We start from the raw sequence: 17,591 nt of genomic DNA, 5'->3' as shown, positions 1-17,591 counted from the left end.
ATGGCCCTGCGGCTTACCTTTGTCGGCAACTGCCAAGTCGCGTCGCTCCGCCTGGCGGCGCAAGCGCTTCTTCCCGAAGCCGAGGTCACGGCTTATCACGCCAACGTGCCATTGCCTCCGGAGCAAATCCGGGCGGCGGTTCGCGATCAGGACTTCGTTGTCACCAACATCGCCGATGAAGCGCCACTCGGTCCGCTGCTCGGACCTGAGGCGATCATGGCACTGGGCGTTCGCACGCTCTACCTGCCATCCTTCGTCTTTCCCGCCCTGCACAGAGACATCATCGGCCTTAGGGTCGACGGCAAACCGCTCGAGAGCCCAGTGGGGCAGTTTCACTCGCGCATCGCAGTCGCGAGCTTCCTGTCCCGCCTTCCCGTCGATCACGCGGTCGCGCTGTTCAATGCACACGTCTTCAAGGTGCTGGGCTATCTGGATGCGGTCGAGCCCGCGCGGGTGGCGCTGCTGTGCCACTTCAAACGACACGGCTTCGACCTCGCTTCGCATCTTCGCGAATGGGAAATGCGACCGACGCCCTTCATGCACATGGGGCTGCACCCTTCGATCTTTGTGCTAGCGACGCTGGCGACGTTGGCGCTCGAGAAGCTGGGGCTTGTGGAACCGGGCACGGTCCCGCCGGAGAACGTGCGCGATCCGTTATTCGGCTCGGTGGTGCTGCCGGTCTTTCCGGCGATTGCGCGGCAGGCACGGACCGCGCCATTCGTGCAGTTCCTGCGCCCGGGCTCGCGCGACTTGAGCGATCGGTCGCTTTCGCTGTCTGACTTCGTGAACCAATCATATGCGATCTACCGCGGGTCGGATCGGCCGGCCTTGAGAACTCCCCTGATCAAGGAGACCCGGCGTGCGCTGCGAGCCGCTCTGGCCGCAGCGACCTACCCGGCACCGCTTCGCAGCCTCGCCTCAGCCTCGCCGATATAGTCCCGCGTCACCGGGATCGCCTTTCGGCTCTTCGCCAGCTGCACCTGATAGTTGCAAAGGCCGCCGTGCCGGAACGCCGCCGCGGCGCCGGCGAGATAGAAGGTCCACAGTCGGAAGAAGCGTTCGTCATACAGGTCGACGATCGCGTCCTTCGCTGCCACGGTGCGGTCGTACCAATGGTCCAGCGTCCAGGCATAATGGAGCCGCAGCACCTCGACATCGCCGGGGAACAGCCGCGTTCCCTCGTAACCGCGCACGATCTCCGAGAGCGCCGGATTGTAGCCGCCGGGGAAGATGTACTTGAGCGTGAAGGCGTCGGTGACGCCCGGCGGGCCCATCCGGCCGATCGTGTGCATCAGCATCACGCCGTCGTCCGCGAGCAGCTCGTGGCATTTGGCGAAGAACTGGCCGTAATGCTTGGTGCCGACATGCTCGAACATGCCGACCGAGACGATCCGGTCGAAGCTGCCGGTGACATGGCGATAGTCGATCAGCTCGAAACGCACCTTGTCGGCGACGCCCGCCTCCTCGGCGCGGCGGCGGGCGACCTTGAGCTGCTCCTCGGATAGAGTGACGCCCAGCACCTCGGCGCCGGTCTTCTGGTGCAGGTACAGCGCCATCCCGCCCCAGCCGCAGCCGATGTCGAGCACGCGCATGCCGGGCTTCAGCAGCAGCTTGGCGGCGATATGCGCCTTCTTGTCCGCCTGCGCCTGTTCCAGCCTGTTGGCGGGATCGGTGAAATAGGCGCAGCTATATTGTCGGTCGGAATCGAGGAACAGGTCGTACAGCCGGTCGCTGAGATCGTAATGGTGCGCGACGTTGCGCTTGGACGCGCGCTCCATGTTGATCCGGCCATAGCGGTGGGCGAGCTTCTCGACGCCGCGGCGGACAGGCGAGGCGGCCAGCTTCTGCGCGCCTTCCTCCCACGGGTCGTTGCTGGTCAGCAGCTCGATCAGCGCGCGGATGTCGCCCCGCTCAATCACCAACCGCCCGTCCATGATCGCCTCGGCCGCGCCCAGCCCCGGATCGGTGACGATCGCACGGCCGACGCCCCTGTCGGTGAAGCGGATCACGACATCGCCGAAGCCCTCGGCGGGGATGCCGAAGGTCTTGGCCGGCAGGTCGGGACGGTGGAGAGTCAGCGTGCCGCGCTTCACCGCGCGGGCAAGGAAAAGGTCGATCAGCGCCATGGCGCGGCTGCTACTGCCGGGATGTGGCGGATTCTAGACCTTCGCCAACCTCCGTCCGCCCTGAGCGAAGTCGAAGGGCAAGCCCTGCGCTCACCAATGCGCTTCGACTTCGCTCAGCACGAACGTTGGTCCCTCAGATCCCCGCATACCAGTCGTAGTCGACGTTATCCTCCCAATAGCCGCCGCGCCCCCTGCCGATGCGCGCCAAGCTATCGACCGCCTCCATCCTCATCACATATTTGGCATGCTTGTAGCCCAGCTGCCGCTCGACCCTAAGGCGGCAGGGCGCGCCATTCGCGACCGGCAGGAAGCGGTCGTTGAGCGCCCAGGCGAGGATCGTCTGCGGGTGGAAGGCATCGACCAGGTCGATCGATTCGTAATAGGGCTGGCCGCCGTAGAGGTCGGCGCAGCGGAACACGATGTAGCGCGCGGCATCGCGGAGGCCGGCCGCCCGCAGCACGTCGCCGAGGCGCGGCCCCTGCCACTTGCCGATCGCGCTCCAGCCCTCGACGCAATCGTGGCGGGTGATCTGCGCGCGCTGGGGGAAGCGGCCGAGATCGGCGAGCGACAGCGCCAGCGGCCGCGCCACCAGCCCGCCGACGGTCAACCGCCAGTCGGCGAAGCGGCCGTCGCGTAGCGCCTGATAGGCGGGCGTCCCCGGATCGCGCGTGCCGTTCGAGCGGAAGATCGGCGAGCGCTGGTCGGCGCGGAACTCGGGCGCCAGCGCATTGCGGTCGGTCAGCGCGCGCTGGAGGCCGCGGTGCATCTCCTCGCCCTTGAACAGAATCGCGCGCGCCTCCGGAATCGCGGCCACCCGGTCGCAGCCGGCGAGCAGCGCGCCGCCGCCGATGATCAGCGTTCTGCGGCGGATCATTCGGGCACCCGCCACCAGCCGGTCAGCATCGATCGCACCTCGTTCCACGCCCCCGCAAGGATCACCAAAGCGAGGTGCACCATTGTGAACAGGGCCAATCCGGCCATGGCGATGAAGTGCAACGACCGTGCCGACTGCCGCCCGCCGAACAGGTCCAGCAACCACGGCCACGCCGCATTCATCCCCGGCGACAGCGCCACCCCAGTCAGGATCACCAGCGGCAGCAGCCCGAAGATCACTGCCACGTAGCTTAGCTTCTGGAGCGTATTGTACCGCCCCGGATCGTCGGCGTCGTGGAAGCGGAAGGCGAGATGGTCGCGCACGTCCTCGGCCAGATGTGCGGGCGTCAGCTCGCCCTTTCGGAACCGCAGGTCGCGCACAAAGTGCCGGTTGACCAGGCTCGCGACCATGTACGCCAGCAGCCCGAAGGCGAGCACCAACGCGAAGAACAGGTGCCAGCGCCGCGACATCGCCAGATTGTAGTTCCCCGGGATCGTCAGCCATCTGGGAAAGCGCGGCAGCGTCGCCCAGGCATGATCGAAGTTCGCGCCATAGCGCCCCCAGTAGAGCCGCGGGTGCGCGTTGGAGATGCCCAGCCCCGATCCGATCAGGATGAACACCGCCAGCGCGTTCAGCCAGTGCCAGATCCGGGTCGGCCAGCGATGCCGGAACACGAACGCCATTCCGTGGCCATAGCCTATCGCGGCCTCGCACGGAATGCCGGGGTGGCGCCGCGCCCCCAAGCCGATGTAACGCGTGGCGCCATGAACCTGTACCTGCCGATCGCCAACCTGTCGGTGAACGCGTGGGTGATCATCGCGCTGGGCGGCGGCGTCGGGCTGCTGTCGGGCATGTTCGGGGTCGGCGGCGGGTTCCTGACCACGCCCCTGCTGATCATCTACGGCATCCCGCCCACCGTGGCGGCGGCCTCGGCGGCGAGCCAGGTGACCGGCGCCAGCGTGTCGGGCGTCGCGGCATACTGGCGACGCGACGCGGTGGACGTTCGCATGGGGGTGATCCTGGTGATCGGCGGCGTGATGGGGTCGCTGTTCGGCGCCTGGCTGTTCCGCCTGCTCCAGGCGACCGGGCAGAGCGACGTCGCCATCGCGGTCACCTATGTCGCGATGCTGGGCGGCATTGGCTGGATGATGCTGCGCGAATCGGTGGAGGCGATCCTGGTTGCGCGCGGCCACCGCAAGGCGCCCGCCGCGCGGCGGCGGCATCACCCCTTGGTCGCGGCGCTGCCGTGGCGGATGCGTTTCTACAAGAGCGGACTGTACATCTCGCCGCTCGCGCCGATGCTGCTCGGCTTCGCCACCGGCATCCTCACCATCCTCCTGGGCGTCGGCGGCGGTTTCGTGCTGGTGCCGGCGATGATCTACCTGCTCGGCATGGCGACGGGCGTGGTGGTGGGCACCAGCCTGTTCCAAATCCTGTTCGTCACCGCCGCCGCCACCATGACGCATGCGCTGACCACCAAGGCGGTGGACATCGTGCTCGCCGGGCTGCTGCTGGTCGGCTCGGTGGCGGGCGCGCAGGTCGGTGCACGTTTCGCCCAGAAGGCACGGCCGGAATATTTACGGCTCGCGCTCGCGATCATGGTGCTGCTGGTCGCGCTGCGCATCGGCATCGGCCTCACCTGGCGCCCGGGCGAACTCTACACGGTGGAGCCGGGCTGAGCCGTGCGCCGGCTGCTGATCGCCCTGTGCGCGCCGATGCTGCTCGGCCAGGCGCCCGTGCTGGTGCCGGACGTGTCGCAGCGCGCGATCGAGATCGCCTATAGCTTCACCGGCGCGGAGCTGCTGCTGTTCGGCGCGATCCTCGATCCTGCCGCCAAGCGCGCCGGCGCGGACGCGAAGACCGACGTGGTGGTGGTGGTCAAGGGCCCGGTCGAATCGATCCTGGTGCGCGAGAAGGCGCGCGTCGCCGGCTTGTGGGTCAATGCCGAGACCCTGTCCTACCGCTCCGCCCCCTCTTTCTACGCCGTGGCCTCCTCGCGTCCGCTCGACGCGATCGTCGACGAGCGGACCCGCGCCATCTACGAGCTCGGCCTCGGCAGCCTGCAGCTTTCCCCCGCCTCCGCCGCGCCCTCAGACGTCGAGGCGCGCTTCGTGCGCGGGCTGGTCGACCTGCGCCGCCGCTCGGGCCTCTATTACGAGGCGAGCGACGCGGTGCAGATCACCGATGGCGTGCTGTATCGCGCCAGCGTGCGCATCCCCGCGCGCGTCCCGGTCGGCAGCTTCACCGCCGAGACCTTCCTGATCCGCGACGGCCGCGTGCTCGCCGCCGCGGTACGCGACATCGACATCCGCAAGTCCGGCTTCGAGCGGTTCGTCGCCATCGCCGCGGACCGTGCACCGGTCGGTTATGGCCTCGCCGCGGTAGCGCTGTCGGTGCTGCTCGGCTGGGCGGCGGGGCGGATCGCCGGTCGCAAGTAGCATCTACGCAATCTTTACCGTCTCCGGTTCATTGCATGCAGCATGCCGGAAAACCACCGATGACCGTGACATCCGACGCGCGCCTGTCCGCGCCTGCCACGGGCTTCCGCCCGCAAGGGATCGGCATGGTCTATGAGGTAGCGGGCTCGTCGAGCCAGGTCGTGCTGGACCTTGGCGCGCTCGATGCGCTGTCCGGCAACGCTGATCCGGTGCTCGCGCATGCCGGCCAGGTCGGCAGCCAGATCAAGATTCGGGTCGGCCCGCGCTGGCTGATCGCCAACGTCCGTTCGTTGCGCATGGCGGGGGGCGAGGGCGATCAGGTGTCGGCGCAGATCGACTTCCTGGGCGAAGGCGACGAGGAGGCGGGCAGCGGCCGGCTGCGCAACTTTCGCCGTGGCGTCACCCGCTATCCCGCGCCCGGCGCGCTGGTGCATCCCGTGTCGGAGGCGGACCTCAAGCAGGTCTATGCCGCCGATGAGCGCGCCAATATCGAGATCGGCACCGTCTATCCCACCCAGGACATCCGCGCCGCGCTCTACGTGGATGCGATGCTGGGCAAGCATTTCGCCCTTCTCGGCTCCACCGGCACAGGCAAATCCACATCCGCCGCCCTGATCCTCCACCGCATCTGCGAGCTCGCGCCGCAGGGCCATGTGGTGATGATCGATCCGCACGGCGAGTATGCCGCCGCGTTCAGCGGCAATGGCGCGCTGTACGATGTCTCGAACCTCCAGATGCCGTACTGGCTGATGAACTTCGAGGAACATTGCGAGGTGTTCCTCACCACGCAGGGCTCCGAGCGGCAGGTCGATGCCGACATCCTGGCGAAGTGCCTGCTTGCCGCGCGCGCCAAGAGCCGCGTCGGGAGCGAGATGCCCAAGCTCACCGTCGATGCGCCGGTGCCCTATCTGCTGAGCGACCTCACCAACCTGATCAGCCTCGAAATGGGCAAGATGGACAAGGCGACGAATACCGCGCCTTACCTGCGCCTCAAGTCCAAGATCGACGAGATCAAGGCCGATCCGCGCTACAGCTTCATGTTCTCCGGCATGCTCGTCGCCGATACGATGAGCGACTTCATTCAGCGCATCTTCCGCCTGCCCGGCGACGGGCGCCCGATCTCGATCATCGACGTGTCGGGCGTGCCCAGCGAGATCACCAGCGTGGTGGTGGCGGTGCTCAGTCGGATGGTATTCGACTTCGCGATCTGGAGCCGAAACGAGCCGCAGCGGCCGATTCTTCTCGTCTGCGAGGAGGCGCACCGCTACATCCCTTCGGACTTGGCCGAGCGTTCGTCGGTAGCGCGTATCCTGGGGCGGATCGCCAAGGAAGGCCGCAAGTATGGCGTGTCGCTGGGCCTGATCACCCAGCGGCCATCGGACCTCGCCGAAGGCGTGCTGTCGCAATGCGGCACGATCATCGCGATGCGGCTCAACAACGATCGCGACCAGGCGTTCGTGCGCGCGGCGATGCCCGAAGGCGCGCGCGGCTTCCTCGACTCGATCCCGGCGCTGCGCAACCGCGAGTGCATCATCTGCGGCGAAGGCGTCGCGATCCCGATCCGCGTCGCCTTCGACGGGCTGGAGGACGCCAAGCGCCCCGCCTCCGACGACCCGATCTTCTCACAACTGTGGACGCAGACCGGCGGCGAGGATGGCATCATCGCCCGCACCATCCAGAAGTGGCGCGCGCAGGGGCGGTAGAGGTTCCGCCTCCGCCGTCATCACCGCGAATGCGGCGATGACGGTTAATGCGCCGGTGCCGCCAGCATCTCGTGCAGCTTCGCCTTGAACGCGCGCATCGCCCCGCCCGACAGTCGCACCACGCTCGACATCGACACCGCGCGCGGGTTCACCGCCCGGCCGTTGCGCCACACTTCCCAGTGCAGGTGCGGGCCGGTCGAGATGCCGGTGGAGCCGACGTATCCTATCACCTGCCCGCGCGACACGCGCGCGCCGCGTGACACCGCGATCCGGCTCATGTGGCCGTATCCGCTCGCCACGCCCGCGGCATGGTTCAGCTTGACGAAATTGCCATAGCCGCGATTGCGGCCGGCGAAGACCACCACCCCGTCGTTGGCGGCATAGATCGGCGTGCCATAGGGTGCGCCGATGTCGACGCCCTTGTGCATCCGCGCATAGCCGAGCAGCGGGTGCATCCGCATGCCGAACGAGGAGGTCACGCGTCCGTTGACCGGCATGCCGAAGAAGCCGCGCCGCTCATAGGTGCCGTCGGTATCCATCCAGCCGCTCGCCTCGGCGCTGTCCCAGCGGAGCAGTTCCACCTTGCTACGCCCCTGATCGAGCCCCGCATATTGCAGCTTGCCGACCCGCACCTCTCCGGTTGCGGCGCGCTCCTGCTCGGCGATGATGTCGAAGCTGTCGGACGCGCCAACATCGCGGCCGACCGACAGTCGTGTCGCGAGCGCCTTGATATACGCCTCCACCACTTTCGCCGGCGCCCCTGCTGCGCGCGCGGAGCGGTAGAGCGAGGCGCCGACCAGGCCGCGGATGCGGAGCGGCGTGCGGTCGATCGCGATCGGCTGGCGGTCGAGCGTGAGCCCACCTTCCTGCCGCGCCACCGCGAGGTTGAGGTCAAAACGCGCGCGGAAGGCGAGCCGTTCGAGCGGGCGCGGCACCGACCGGGTCGCGCGGCGCCCGAGCACCAGTGCCACGCGCGTGCCCGGCTCCAGATCGTCGAGGTCCACCGCCTGCCGGACGAGATCCGCCGCCGCGCGTGCATCGCCCCGACCCACGCCGGCGCGCTGGAGCAATGCGGTGAAGCGGTCGCCATCACCGAGCACTGCGGAGAGTTCGACCTGCGGGCGTTCGGGCGTCTCGGCGAGCGGGCGGACCAGGTCGGTTTCCGCCATGCGCCGGCCGGTCGAAGCGCCGAGCGCGAGCGGTGAGATCGCCTGCGCACGTTCCTCCTCCCAGTCGCTGCCGGCGAGCGGCGCGGGCACACCGCCTGCCAGTGGCCGGCCGAAACCGGGGTTGAGCGACCAGGCGGCGGCGGCGAGCGTGGTCATGGTGGCGAGCCCACGCCACCAGGTGGCACTGCCCACCTGCGCGCCCAGATCGGGCACCCAGTCGATCCGATCGAAGGCGAGATGGAGGCGGTCGGCCAGCCCCGGCGCGGCGACGGGCATCGCAGCGCGCAGCGCGGCGGATCCCCCTCCGGACCCGGTCAGCAGAGTGTCGTCGCGCAAGAACAAGGCTGCGCAATCCCCCAGAACGCTTTGCCGGATCACCCCCCGGCAGGAACAAAGCGCTGTGGCGCAGGAACCCTAAAGTCAACTTAACCCGATTCGGGCCGAGTCGCCGAAACGGCGGGCCGTGGCGTCGCTGCGGCGGAGCGAAAGTGCCGCGCCGTCATGCGGTTGCGGTTGCATCCGGCGCGCCGAACGCCGATCTGCACCCTTGTCATGCGCGACCACGATCCGGCCCGGGTCACCGCCGTCCTGGGGCCGACCAACACCGGCAAGACGCACCTCGCGATCGAGCGGATGTGCGCGCATTCCAGCGGCGTGATCGGCTTCCCGCTGCGGCTGCTGGCGCGCGAGGTCTATGACCGCGTCGTCCGCCTCAAGGGCGCCGAGCAGGTCGCGCTGGTGACGGGAGAGGAAAGGATCGTGCCCAAGGGCGCGCGCTGGTTCCTGTGCACCGCCGAATCAATGCCGACCGATCGGGACTTCGCCTTCGCCGCGCTCGACGAGGCGCAGCTGGGCACCGATGCCGAGCGCGGGCACGTCTTCACTGATCGCCTGCTCCATGCACGCGGGCGCGAGGAGACGATGATCCTCGGCTCGGAAGCGCTACGGCCGATGATCCGTGCCTTGGCGCCGCGCGCCGAGATCGTCGAGCGGCCGCGCTTCTCCACCTTGTCCTTTGCCGGCGCCAAGAAGATCAGCCGCCTGCCGCGCCGCTCTGCGATTGTCGCCTTCTCCGCCGAGGAGGTGTACGCCACCGCGGAAATGCTGCGTCGGCTGCGGGGCGGTGCCGCCGTGGTGATGGGCTCGCTCTCGCCGACCACCCGCAACAAGCAGGTCGAGATGTTCCAGGCGGGCGAGGTCGACTATCTCGTCGCGACCGACGCGATCGGCATGGGATTGAACCTCGACCTCGCCCATGTCGCCTTCGCCGGGCTGCACAAGTTCGACGGGCGCCGCCGCCGCCGGCTGACCGTGGCCGAGATGGCGCAGATCGCCGGGCGCGCCGGGCGCCACCATCGCGACGGCACCTTCGGCGCGGTAGTAGAGGAAGGGCCCGAGGCGTTCGAGCCCGAGGAGGTGCTGGCGATCGAGGCGCATCGCTTCCCCCGCCTCGAATGGCTCTACTGGCGCGAGGGCGCGCCCGAGCTGTCGAGCGTCGACGCGCTGATCGCCGATCTGTCGCGCCCGCCCGCCGACCCGGTGCTGCGCGCCGCGCCCGAATCGCTCGACCTTGCGGTGCTGCGCCGCCTCGCCGACGATCCGGCGATCCGCGCGCGGGCGAAGGGGCAGGTCCCGCTGCTATGGGCGGCGTGCGGGATTCCCGATTTCGCCAAGCTCGGCCTCGACCCGCATGCCCGCTTCGTCGCGCGCGTGTTCGGCCACCTCGCCGAAGGCCACCTGCCGCACCAATGGTTCGCCGACGAGGTGGCGCGGCTCGACCGGGTCGACGGCGATGTCGAGACGATCGCCGGCCGCCTCGCCGCGATCCGCACCTGGGCGTATATTGCCGAACGGCCGGACTGGCTGCGCGAGCCGCAGGTGTGGGCGGCGCGCACGCGCAGCGTCGAGGAGCGGCTGTCGGACGCGCTTCACGCCGCGCTGACCCAGCGCTTCGTCGATCGGCGCACCAGCGTGCTGATGCGCGGCATCGGCGCGGGCGCGGGGCGGCTGCCGGTGGCGATCGATGCGCAGGGCGAGGTGACGATCGACACGCATGCAATCGGCCGACTGGAGGGCTTCGCCTTCAGCGTCGCGCCCGAAGCGGGGCAGGCCGAGAAGCGCCTGCTGCTCGCCAGCGCCGAGCGCCACCTCGCCGCCGAGCGCCGGCGACGCGCCGAGGCGCTGCTCGCGGCCGAGGACGCGGCGTTCGGGCTGGAGGGCGACGCGATCGCCTGGGCGGGCCATCGCGTCGCGACGCTCGCCGCTGGCCCGTCGCTCGCCCGACCCAAGGCGCAGCTCGACCGCGTGCTCGATTGCCTCGACTCCCCATTGCGCGACCGGGTGGCGAAGCGGGTGCAGGCCTGGCTCGACACCACGGTTGCGAAGGCGCTGCCCGCCCTCGCCCGCCTGACCGAGATGGCGCGCGATCCCGCTGCCACCCCCGCGCTGCGCAGCGTCGCGGGCGCGCTGGAGGCGGGCGCGGGCATCGTGCCGCGGCTGGCGATCCGCGCCGGTGTCGAGGCGCTCACCGCCGCCGACCGCCACCGGCTGCGCGCCGCGGGCATCACCATCGGCGCGCTCGACCTGTTCGACCCCCGCCTGCTCAAGCCGCGTGCCTGGCCATGGCGCAGCGCCTTGCTCGCGCTGCGCGGCCCCGTCCCCGCCCGCCCACCCGAGGGCGCCACGGTGCTGCCGCGGGGCGAGGCGGCGCTCGCCGCCGGGTTCCGCCCCCTCGGGGCGCAGGCGGTGCGGATCGACCTGGTCGAGCGGATCGCCCGCGCCGCGCATGAGGCGCGCGCCGGCCGCCGGCCTTTCGCCCCCGATCCTGCACTGGCGGTGTCGATCGGGCTGGAGCCGGGCACGATCGCGCGGCTGATGGCGGAGCTCGGCTTCCGCCCCGTCCCGACGAAGACTGGCGCCGCCGAGGACGGCGCCCCGCGCTGGACCTGGCGTGGCCGCCCGCCCGCGCGGCGCGAGGTGGTCGAACCGCGCGGCGCCTTCGCCAAGCTGGCGGAGCTGGCGCGTGGCTGAGACCATGCGGCTCGACGTGTTCCTGTGGTGGACCCGCATCGTCAAGAAGCGCGACTGGGCGCAGACGATGGCGGAGACCGGCCACCTGCGCATCGACGGCCGCCCGGTCGCCAAGGCGGCAATGCCCGTCCATGTCGGCCAGGTCCTTTCCTTCGCCACCCACGCCGGCCGCGTCCGCGCGATCCGCGTCGCCGCACTGCCGCACCGGCGCGGTCCTCCGGAAGAAGCGCGCGCCTGTTACGAAGACCTGCTTGGGCCGGCACAAGATAAGAACGTCTCGCAAACCCCCGCCGCCGATTGACGCGCCGGACCCCGGGGCATAGCAGGCGCGCCAACCCCCCAAGGAAAGAGCATGACCTACGTCGTCACCGATGCCTGCATCCGTTGCAAATACATGGACTGCGTGGAGGTGTGCCCGGTCGACTGCTTCTACGAGGGCGAGAACATGCTCGTCATCAATCCCAGCGAGTGCATCGACTGCGGCGTGTGCGAGCCGGAATGCCCGGCGGAGGCGATACTGCCTGATACCGAGAGCGGGCTGGAGCAATGGCTGGAGCTCAACGCCACCTTCTCGTCGCAATGGCCCAACGTAACCCGCAAGCTGGACCAGACGCCGCCAGACGCGGATGCGATGAAGGGCGTGGAGGGCAAGTACGACAAGTTCTTCTCGCCCGAGCCCGGCACCGGCGACTGAGGCTTTCACGCCACGTCTGCGCGGCGCGCGTCCCGATTTGGCCAGCGGTGCTGACTCATGATGCTGGCAAATCTGTTACAGGTCTGCTATGTAGGTCCGTGACGGGCACGTTCGTGCCCGCCCCTCGCATAAGACGAGAGAACCTTAGTCAACTTTCCCCGGTCCGGGACGGGCGTCGACGCCCATGACCCACCGGGTGATCCCAACGGAAGGGCCTCTTCATGGCTGCCAAGGCGCTGCATTTCGATGTCGGTGATTATGTCGTTTACCCCAAACATGGGGTTGGCCGCGTCGTCGAGCTGCAGAAGCAGGAGATCGCGGGCATGCAGCTGGAGCTGTACGTGCTGCGCTTCGAGAAGGAGAAGATGACGCTCCGCGTGCCCACCAACAAGGCCGAGAGCGTCGGCATGCGCAAGCTGTCCTCGGACAAGACGATGCGCGAGGCGATGGAATGCCTGAAGGGCAAGCCGAAGGTGAAGCGCACCATGTGGTCGCGCCGCGCGCAGGAATATGAGGCGAAGATCAACTCTGGCGACCTCGTCTCGATCGCCGAGGTGGTGCGCGACCTGTTCCGCGCCGAGGACCAGCCCGAGCAGAGCTATTCCGAGCGCCAGATCTTTGAGGGGGCGTGCAGCCGCCTGGCGCGCGAACTCGCCGCGATGGAGCAGATCGACGAGCCCGCCGCGCAGGTGAAGATCCTGGAGATCCTGCGCGCCGCCGCGGCGATCTACAACAAGGACAAGGTGCCCGCGTAAGCGGGGGCTACGTTGATCCGCTTGAATTGAAGCGCTTCCCCGGCGAACGCCGGGGAAGCGTGCTTCTTTGGGATTACCTCAAAATTGAGGCATTGCCGGCCTTGTGCCAGCCACGCCTCTACCGCCGCACCTCCTTGGCGATCGCGTCGAGCAGCCCATTCACGAAGCCCGATTCGCGCTTCTCGTAGAAGGCGTGGGCGACATCCACATATTCGCTGATCACCGCCGCGACCGGCACGTCGGCACGCGCCAGCAACTCATAGGTGCCGCAACGCAGGATCGCCTTCATCGGCCGGTCCAGCCGCGCCAGCGTCCAGCCGCTCGCCAGCCGCGCGGCGATGGCGGTGTCGATCTCGGCCTGGCGCGCCTCGGTGCCGGTGACCAAATCGTCGAAGAAGGCGACGTCCGCCTCGGCATATTGGGCGTCCTCGATGGTCGCGCCGAGGCGGTGGTGGTGGAATTCGTGGAGCAGCGCCGAAGTCGGCGTCCCCTCCATCTCGCGCTGGTAGAGCGCCTGGGTGGCGGCGAGCCGCGCGGCGGCGCGGGCCTTGGTACGTGCTGCGATACGGGACATGGCGGCGCGCCTTAGTCGTTCGCGCGCCGTCGCGAAAGTCTGGCGAAGCACCGCCACGCTTCCCATATCACCTTGCAAAGGCACTGCGCCTTTTCTTTCAGGCGTGCCTCCGGTAAGGCGCGCCGTTCCATTTCAACGGGGATTCGTGTTTGGCCAAGGAAGAGCTTCTCGAAATGCGCGGGCAGGTGGTGGAACTGCTGCCCAACGCGATGTTCCGCGTCCGTCTCGAGAATGATCACGAGATCCTCGGGCACACCGCCGGCAAGATGCGCAAGAACCGCATCCGCGTGCTGGTCGGCGACGAGGTGCTGGTCGAACTGACCCCCTATGACCTCACCAAGGGTCGGATCACTTACCGCTTCATGCCCGGCCGCGGCGGCCCCGGCCCGTCGTAGGCCGCATGCCGGCCCGTCCGGCACTGGTTCTGGCCTCCTCCTCCCCGCGCCGGCGCGACCTGCTCGCGCGCATCGGGGTGACGCCGGACCGGATCGACTCGCCCGACATCGACGAAACGCCCCGCAAGGGCGAAACGCCGCGCGCCTATGCGCTTCGGCTCGCGGCGGAAAAGGCCGCGGCGGTGGCGCGCGCGCCCGGCGAGGTGGTGATCGCCGGAGACACCACGATCGCGCTCGGCCGCCGCATCCTGCCCCCTGCCGAGACCGAGGCGGTGCAACGCGACCTGCTGGCGAAACTCTCCGGCCGTCGCCACCATGCGCTCTCCGCGGTGTGCGTGATCGACGCCGAGGGCCGCGCACGGACGCGGCTCGCCGACACGGTGGTCGCGTTCAAGGTGCTGTCGCAGCGCGAGATCGATGACTATGTCGCGTGCGGCGAGGGGCTGGGCAAGGCGGGGGGCTATGCCATCCAGGGCCGTGCCGAGGCGTTCGTGCGCTTCCTCCAGGGCAGCCATTCGGGCGTGATCGGCCTGCCGCTGTTCGAGACGCGCGCCTTGCTGGCGACGGCGGGCGTGCTTGGCTGAGTGGCTCTACGAGGCCGGCATCGGCGAGGAGCGCGCCGCGCTGGTCGAGGACGACACGATCGTCGAGGCGCTGATCGCGGTCGATGATGGCGGCCTCAGGGTCGGCGGCGTGCATGACGCGCGGCTTGCGGAGGGTGGCCAGGTCACCATCGGCCGCCACGTCGCGACGCTGAACCGGGTGCCGGCGGGGCTGTCGACCGGCTCGGCGCTGCGGGTCGAGATCGTCCGCGAGGTCATTCCCGAGCCCGGCCGCACGAAACCGGCCCGCGCGATCGCCACCGACGAGCCGCCGCGCCCGGCGCCCACCCTGCTCGACCGCATCGCCGCCACGGGCATTCCAGTCCGCCGCCTCCACGCCTACGAACCCGATGCGCTGGAAGCCGCCGGCTGGTCCGAGACCCTCGACGAGGCGGTCAGCGGCGACATCGCCTTCGCGGGCGGCGCGCTGCGGATGACGCCGACCCCGGCGATGACCCTGTTCGACGTCGACGGCCATGGCGATCTCGACGCGTTGTCGATCGCGGCGGCGCGGGCGGTGGCACGCGCGATCCGGCGGCACGGCATCGGCGGCTCTATCGGCATCGATTTCCCGACGCTCACCGGCAAGGCGCCGCGCCAGGCGGTCGCGCAGGCGCTGGACGAGGCGCTGCCGCCGCCGTTCGAGCGCACCGCGGTCAACGGCTTCGGCTTCCTCCAGATCGTCCGCCCGCGTCCGCGCGCCTCGCTGCCCGAGCTGCTGCGCGGCGATCCGGTCGGCGCCGCCGCGCGCGCCGCGCTGCGCATGATTGAGCGCACCCCGCCCGATGCGCCGCGCGTCCACGCGCTCACCCCCGTCATCCGCACCCGCCTCGCCGCCGAGCCTGCCTGGCTGGCGGAGGTGGAACGGCGCACCGGCCGCCCCATATCGCTGGCATGAGCCGTTCCGCCTGCCCGATCTGCCGCCAGCCCAGCACCACCCCGCACACGCCCTTCTGCAGCCGGGGCTGCCGCGACCGCGACCTGCTGCAATGGCTTGGCGAGGGGTACCGCATCCCCGGGCCGCCGGCGGAGGCGGAGGCGGAAACACGCGACAACTGAAAGAAGCCGGCTTCCCGGTTGCTCCGCACCACCTCGGTTCGCCCTGAGCCCTTCGACTGGCTGGCAAGCCAGCCGCTCAGGATAAACTTCGGCGCTATGCGCCGAAATCGAAGGGCATGGGCGACGGTCACGCTTGTGCTTCGACTTCGCTCAGCACGAACGGATCGGGTGACTGGGGATCGCCTCAGTGCCGCCGGCCGAAGTCCGGCGCCGCATCATCCTGACCCTGCTCGACGATCGAGCGGCGGATCGCGCGGGTCTTGGTGAAATGCTCGAACAGCGCGTCGCCGTCGCCCCAGCGGATCGCACGCTGAAGCTGGCTCAGGTCCTCGCTGAACCGCTGGAGCATCTCCAGCACCGCCTCCTTGTTGGAGAGGAACACGTCGCGCCACATCGTCGGGTCAGACGCGGCGATGCGGGTGAAGTCGCGGAAGCCGCCCGCCGAGAATTTGATCACCTCGCTGCTCGTCACCTCCTCCAGATCGCTGGCGGTGCCGACGATGGTGTAGGCGATGAGGTGCGGCAGGTGGCTGGTCACCGCCAGCACCCGGTCGTGATGGTCGGGCGCCATGGTCTCGACTTGGCTGCCCAGCCGCCGCCAGAACTCCGCCACCCGTTCCGCCGCGATCGGATCGGCGCCTTCGGGCGGCGTCACGATGCACCAGCGCCCGGCGAACAGCGACGCGAAGCCTGCCTCGGGCCCGCTCCGCTCGGTGCCCGCCACCGGATGCGCGGGGATCACGTTGGCGCCAGGCAGCGCCTCGGCCAGCGCGGCGGCGACCTCCGCCTTGCAGCTGCCGACATCGCTGACGATCGCCTCGGCGGGCAGGTCGGCGGCGATCTCCGCCGCCACCGCGCCCATTGCACAGACAGGCACGCACAGGATGACGAGGTCCGCGTCGGTGACCGCCGCGCCGGGCGTGTCGGCTACGTCGTCCACAAGTTCCAAGGCGTCGGCGATCGCGCGCACCTCGGCGCTCGCGTCATGCCCAGTCAGCCGCACGGTCGGCATCCGCTCGCGTACCGCATGCGCGATGGAGGAGCCGATCAGCCCCAGGCCGATGATGGAAACGCGAGAGAAGGGGAGCATCAGGCCCCCACCAGCCCCCGCAGCGCCGCAATCACGCCGCGCGTCTCGTCCTCGGTGCCGACCGTGATGCGCAGCCCATGCGGCAGCCCCTGCCCCGGCAGCCAGCGGACGATATAGCCCGCATCCATCAGCCCCTTGTACGCCGCCTCCGCGGTCAGCTCCCCCTCGAACAGCACCAGCACGAAGTTCGCATGGCTCGGCACAGCCCTCAGGCCTGCGTTGGAGAGCTTACCGATCTCCGCTGAGAACCACGCCCGCCACGTCTCGTTGTGCGCCCGTGTGTGCTCCACGAACGCCTCGTCGCTCAGCGCCGCCAGCGCGGCGGCGGTGCCGGCGATGGTGATAGAGAAGGGCAGGCGGATGCGGTGCATCGCGTCGATGATCGGCGCCGCGGCATAGCCCCAGCCGATCCGCTCGGCGGCGAGGCCGTACATCTTCGAAAAGGTGCGCGTCACCAGCACGTTGGGCGCGGCTTCTGCCAGCGCCATGCCGCCATCGTCCACGCCATATTCGGCATAGGCATGGTCGAGCACCAGCAGGATGTCCTCGCGCAGCCCAGCATGCAGCCGCGCCACCTCCTCGCGGCCGATGAAGGTGCCGGTGGGATTGTTCGGATTGGCGACGAAGACGACGCGGGTGCGCTCGGTCACCGCCGCCAGGATCGCATCGACGTCGGTCGCGTAATCGCGGTCGGGTACCACCACCAGCTTGGCGCCGACACGGTGCGTCGCGATCGGATAGACCGCGAAGCCGTAATTCACGTGGATCACCTCGTCGCCCGGCCCGGCGAAGGCGCCCGCGGCGAGGTGGAGCACCTCGTCCGATCCGTTGCCGTAGATGATCCGCGCCGGATCAAGCCCGTGCTTGGCCGCCAGCGCCTCGCGCAGCGCGGTGGCGCTTGCGTCCGGATAGCGCTCCAGGCTGGTCGCCGCGGTGGCGAAGGCCGCGCGGGCCGCGGGGCTGGTGCCGAGCGGGTTCTCGTTGGACGAGAGCTTGGCGACCTTGCGGCCGTCGTCGGTGGTCGAGCGCCCGGGGACATAGGGCGCGATCGCGGCGATCCAGGGCTTGGGTTGCGGTCCGGT

General features: G+C 69.4%; 19 protein-coding genes. 12 read left to right on the top strand and 7 right to left on the bottom strand.

Going from position 1 to position 17,591, the window contains the following annotated elements; translation table 11 throughout:
* Positions 1 to 936: a WcbI family polysaccharide biosynthesis putative acetyltransferase gene (locus tag ACFDTH_RS03745; protein WP_375286166.1), complete on the top strand. Its 936-nt coding sequence runs from the start codon at positions 1 to 3 to the stop codon at positions 934 to 936.
* On the opposite strand, the gene ACFDTH_RS03740 is transcribed toward ACFDTH_RS03745, so the two are convergent.
* The 3 genes from ACFDTH_RS03740 to ACFDTH_RS03730 form a co-directional block, all read right to left on the bottom strand.
* Entirely contained in the window at positions 891 to 2,126 is a 1,236-nt protein-coding gene (locus ACFDTH_RS03740) for a class I SAM-dependent methyltransferase (protein ID WP_375286165.1), read from the bottom strand. The two genes, ACFDTH_RS03745 and ACFDTH_RS03740, sit on opposite strands and share 46 nt — an antisense overlap.
* Before the next feature lie 133 nt (positions 2,127 to 2,259).
* Positions 2,260 to 3,000, bottom strand: coding sequence for a molybdopterin-dependent oxidoreductase (locus ACFDTH_RS03735; protein WP_375286164.1), 741 nt, complete (start codon positions 2,998 to 3,000; stop codon positions 2,260 to 2,262).
* Complete coding sequence (locus tag ACFDTH_RS03730; RefSeq protein WP_375286163.1) at positions 2,997 to 3,683, bottom strand: cytochrome b/b6 domain-containing protein; 687 nt, start codon at positions 3,681 to 3,683, stop codon at positions 2,997 to 2,999. Before ACFDTH_RS03730 ends, ACFDTH_RS03735 begins: the two co-directional genes overlap by 4 nt.
* An 81-nt stretch (positions 3,684 to 3,764) precedes the next feature.
* Between ACFDTH_RS03730 and ACFDTH_RS03725 the strand changes: the two genes are divergently transcribed.
* Genes ACFDTH_RS03725 through ACFDTH_RS03715 form a run of 3 tightly spaced genes read left to right on the top strand, consistent with a single transcriptional unit; the run spans position 3,765 to position 7,141 of the window.
* The gene (locus tag ACFDTH_RS03725) at positions 3,765 to 4,679 is read left to right on the top strand and encodes a sulfite exporter TauE/SafE family protein (RefSeq protein WP_375286162.1); all 915 of its coding nucleotides are present in this window, start codon (positions 3,765 to 3,767) and stop codon (positions 4,677 to 4,679) included.
* A gap of 3 nt (positions 4,680 to 4,682) precedes the next feature.
* The gene (locus ACFDTH_RS03720) at positions 4,683 to 5,438 is read left to right on the top strand and encodes a TIGR02186 family protein (protein WP_375286161.1); all 756 of its coding nucleotides are present in this window, start codon (positions 4,683 to 4,685) and stop codon (positions 5,436 to 5,438) included.
* Positions 5,439 to 5,497: 59 nt separating this feature from the next.
* Positions 5,498 to 7,141 carry an ATP-binding protein gene (locus ACFDTH_RS03715; RefSeq protein WP_375286160.1) on the top strand — a complete coding sequence of 548 codons (1,644 nt, stop codon included), beginning with the start codon at positions 5,498 to 5,500 and terminating at the stop codon, positions 7,139 to 7,141.
* 44 nt (positions 7,142 to 7,185) lie between these two features.
* Here the strand turns inward: ACFDTH_RS03715 and ACFDTH_RS03710 are convergent, their stop codons facing one another.
* Positions 7,186 to 8,646 (bottom strand): M23 family metallopeptidase, encoded by a 1,461-nt coding sequence (locus ACFDTH_RS03710; RefSeq protein ID WP_375286159.1) that lies wholly within the window; start codon positions 8,644 to 8,646, stop codon positions 7,186 to 7,188.
* A 216-nt stretch (positions 8,647 to 8,862) separates the two neighbouring features.
* On the opposite strand from ACFDTH_RS03710, the gene ACFDTH_RS03705 reads away from it, so the two are divergent.
* The 4 genes from ACFDTH_RS03705 (at position 8,863) to ACFDTH_RS03690 (ending at position 12,789) form a co-directional block, all read left to right on the top strand.
* Positions 8,863 to 11,340 carry a helicase-related protein gene (locus ACFDTH_RS03705; protein WP_375286158.1) on the top strand — a complete coding sequence of 826 codons (2,478 nt, stop codon included), beginning with the start codon at positions 8,863 to 8,865 and terminating at the stop codon, positions 11,338 to 11,340.
* Entirely contained in the window at positions 11,333 to 11,641 is a 309-nt protein-coding gene (locus ACFDTH_RS03700; RefSeq protein WP_375286157.1) for an RNA-binding S4 domain-containing protein, read from the top strand. Before ACFDTH_RS03705 ends, ACFDTH_RS03700 begins: the two co-directional genes overlap by 8 nt.
* 51 nt (positions 11,642 to 11,692) lie before the next feature.
* Positions 11,693 to 12,034, top strand: a complete 342-nt coding sequence (gene fdxA, locus ACFDTH_RS03695) for a ferredoxin FdxA (protein WP_375286156.1) — start codon at positions 11,693 to 11,695, stop codon at positions 12,032 to 12,034.
* Between the two features lie 221 nt (positions 12,035 to 12,255).
* Entirely contained in the window at positions 12,256 to 12,789 is a 534-nt protein-coding gene (locus ACFDTH_RS03690) for a CarD family transcriptional regulator (protein WP_375286155.1), read from the top strand.
* 118 nt (positions 12,790 to 12,907) lie between these two features.
* Here the strand turns inward: ACFDTH_RS03690 and nusB are convergent, their stop codons facing one another.
* Positions 12,908 to 13,363, bottom strand: a complete 456-nt coding sequence (gene nusB / locus ACFDTH_RS03685) for a transcription antitermination factor NusB (protein ID WP_375286154.1) — start codon at positions 13,361 to 13,363, stop codon at positions 12,908 to 12,910.
* Positions 13,364 to 13,512: 149 nt separating this feature from the next.
* Between nusB and infA the strand changes: the two genes are divergently transcribed.
* The 4 genes from infA to ACFDTH_RS03665 are packed head-to-tail and all read left to right on the top strand — an operon-like array spanning position 13,513 to position 15,419.
* Positions 13,513 to 13,758, top strand: coding sequence for a translation initiation factor IF-1 (gene infA, locus ACFDTH_RS03680; protein ID WP_022685627.1), 246 nt, complete (start codon positions 13,513 to 13,515; stop codon positions 13,756 to 13,758).
* Positions 13,759 to 13,763: 5 nt separating this feature from the next.
* On the top strand, positions 13,764 to 14,342 hold the full coding sequence (locus ACFDTH_RS03675; RefSeq protein ID WP_375286153.1) for a Maf family protein: 579 nt from the start codon (positions 13,764 to 13,766) through the stop codon (positions 14,340 to 14,342).
* Complete coding sequence (locus tag ACFDTH_RS03670) at positions 14,335 to 15,258, top strand: ribonuclease E/G (RefSeq protein ID WP_375286152.1); 924 nt, start codon at positions 14,335 to 14,337, stop codon at positions 15,256 to 15,258. The genes ACFDTH_RS03675 and ACFDTH_RS03670 overlap by 8 nt, the downstream gene beginning before the upstream one ends.
* Positions 15,255 to 15,419 (top strand): DNA gyrase inhibitor YacG, encoded by a 165-nt coding sequence (locus ACFDTH_RS03665; RefSeq protein ID WP_375286151.1) that lies wholly within the window; start codon positions 15,255 to 15,257, stop codon positions 15,417 to 15,419. The genes ACFDTH_RS03670 and ACFDTH_RS03665 overlap by 4 nt, the downstream gene beginning before the upstream one ends.
* 184 nt (positions 15,420 to 15,603) lie before the next feature.
* On the opposite strand, the gene ACFDTH_RS03660 is transcribed toward ACFDTH_RS03665, so the two are convergent.
* Together ACFDTH_RS03660 and hisC are read right to left on the bottom strand one after the other, a co-directional pair.
* On the bottom strand, positions 15,604 to 16,509 hold the full coding sequence (locus ACFDTH_RS03660) for a prephenate/arogenate dehydrogenase family protein (protein ID WP_375286150.1): 906 nt from the start codon (positions 16,507 to 16,509) through the stop codon (positions 15,604 to 15,606).
* Positions 16,509 to 17,591, bottom strand: a 1,083-nt coding sequence (gene hisC, locus ACFDTH_RS03655) for a histidinol-phosphate transaminase (protein WP_375286149.1), incomplete at its 5' end; no start/stop codon positions are given. The genes ACFDTH_RS03660 and hisC, both read right to left, overlap by 1 nt.

The organism is Sphingomonas sp. (genome assembly GCF_042096255.1).
In the GTDB taxonomy this organism is placed as follows: Bacteria; Pseudomonadota; Alphaproteobacteria; order Sphingomonadales; family Sphingomonadaceae; genus Sphingomonas.
The sequence above is the reverse complement of the archived record's forward strand: the minus strand, read 5'-3'. Positions and strand labels throughout refer to the sequence as shown.

Excerpts from the sequence above, each read along its gene's own strand:
- ACFDTH_RS03745 (WP_375286166.1), top strand. The coding sequence starts at position 1 with ATGGCCCTGCGGCTTACCTTTGTCGGCAACTGCCAAGTCGCGTCGCTC.
- ACFDTH_RS03740 (WP_375286165.1), bottom strand. The coding sequence starts at position 2,126 with ATGGCGCTGATCGACCTTTTCCTTGCCCGCGCGGTGAAGCGCGGCACG.
- ACFDTH_RS03735 (WP_375286164.1), bottom strand. The coding sequence starts at position 3,000 with ATGATCCGCCGCAGAACGCTGATCATCGGCGGCGGCGCGCTGCTCGCC.
- ACFDTH_RS03730 (WP_375286163.1), bottom strand. The coding sequence starts at position 3,683 with ATGGCGTTCGTGTTCCGGCATCGCTGGCCGACCCGGATCTGGCACTGG.
- ACFDTH_RS03725 (WP_375286162.1), top strand. The coding sequence starts at position 3,765 with ATGAACCTGTACCTGCCGATCGCCAACCTGTCGGTGAACGCGTGGGTG.
- ACFDTH_RS03715 (WP_375286160.1), top strand. The coding sequence starts at position 5,498 with ATGACCGTGACATCCGACGCGCGCCTGTCCGCGCCTGCCACGGGCTTC.
- ACFDTH_RS03705 (WP_375286158.1), top strand. The coding sequence starts at position 8,863 with ATGCGCGACCACGATCCGGCCCGGGTCACCGCCGTCCTGGGGCCGACC.
- fdxA (WP_375286156.1), top strand. The coding sequence starts at position 11,693 with ATGACCTACGTCGTCACCGATGCCTGCATCCGTTGCAAATACATGGAC.
- ACFDTH_RS03690 (WP_375286155.1), top strand. The coding sequence starts at position 12,256 with ATGGCTGCCAAGGCGCTGCATTTCGATGTCGGTGATTATGTCGTTTAC.
- nusB (WP_375286154.1), bottom strand. The coding sequence starts at position 13,363 with ATGTCCCGTATCGCAGCACGTACCAAGGCCCGCGCCGCCGCGCGGCTC.
- ACFDTH_RS03675 (WP_375286153.1), top strand. The coding sequence starts at position 13,764 with ATGCCGGCCCGTCCGGCACTGGTTCTGGCCTCCTCCTCCCCGCGCCGG.
- ACFDTH_RS03665 (WP_375286151.1), top strand. The coding sequence starts at position 15,255 with ATGAGCCGTTCCGCCTGCCCGATCTGCCGCCAGCCCAGCACCACCCCG.
- ACFDTH_RS03660 (WP_375286150.1), bottom strand. The coding sequence starts at position 16,509 with ATGCTCCCCTTCTCTCGCGTTTCCATCATCGGCCTGGGGCTGATCGGC.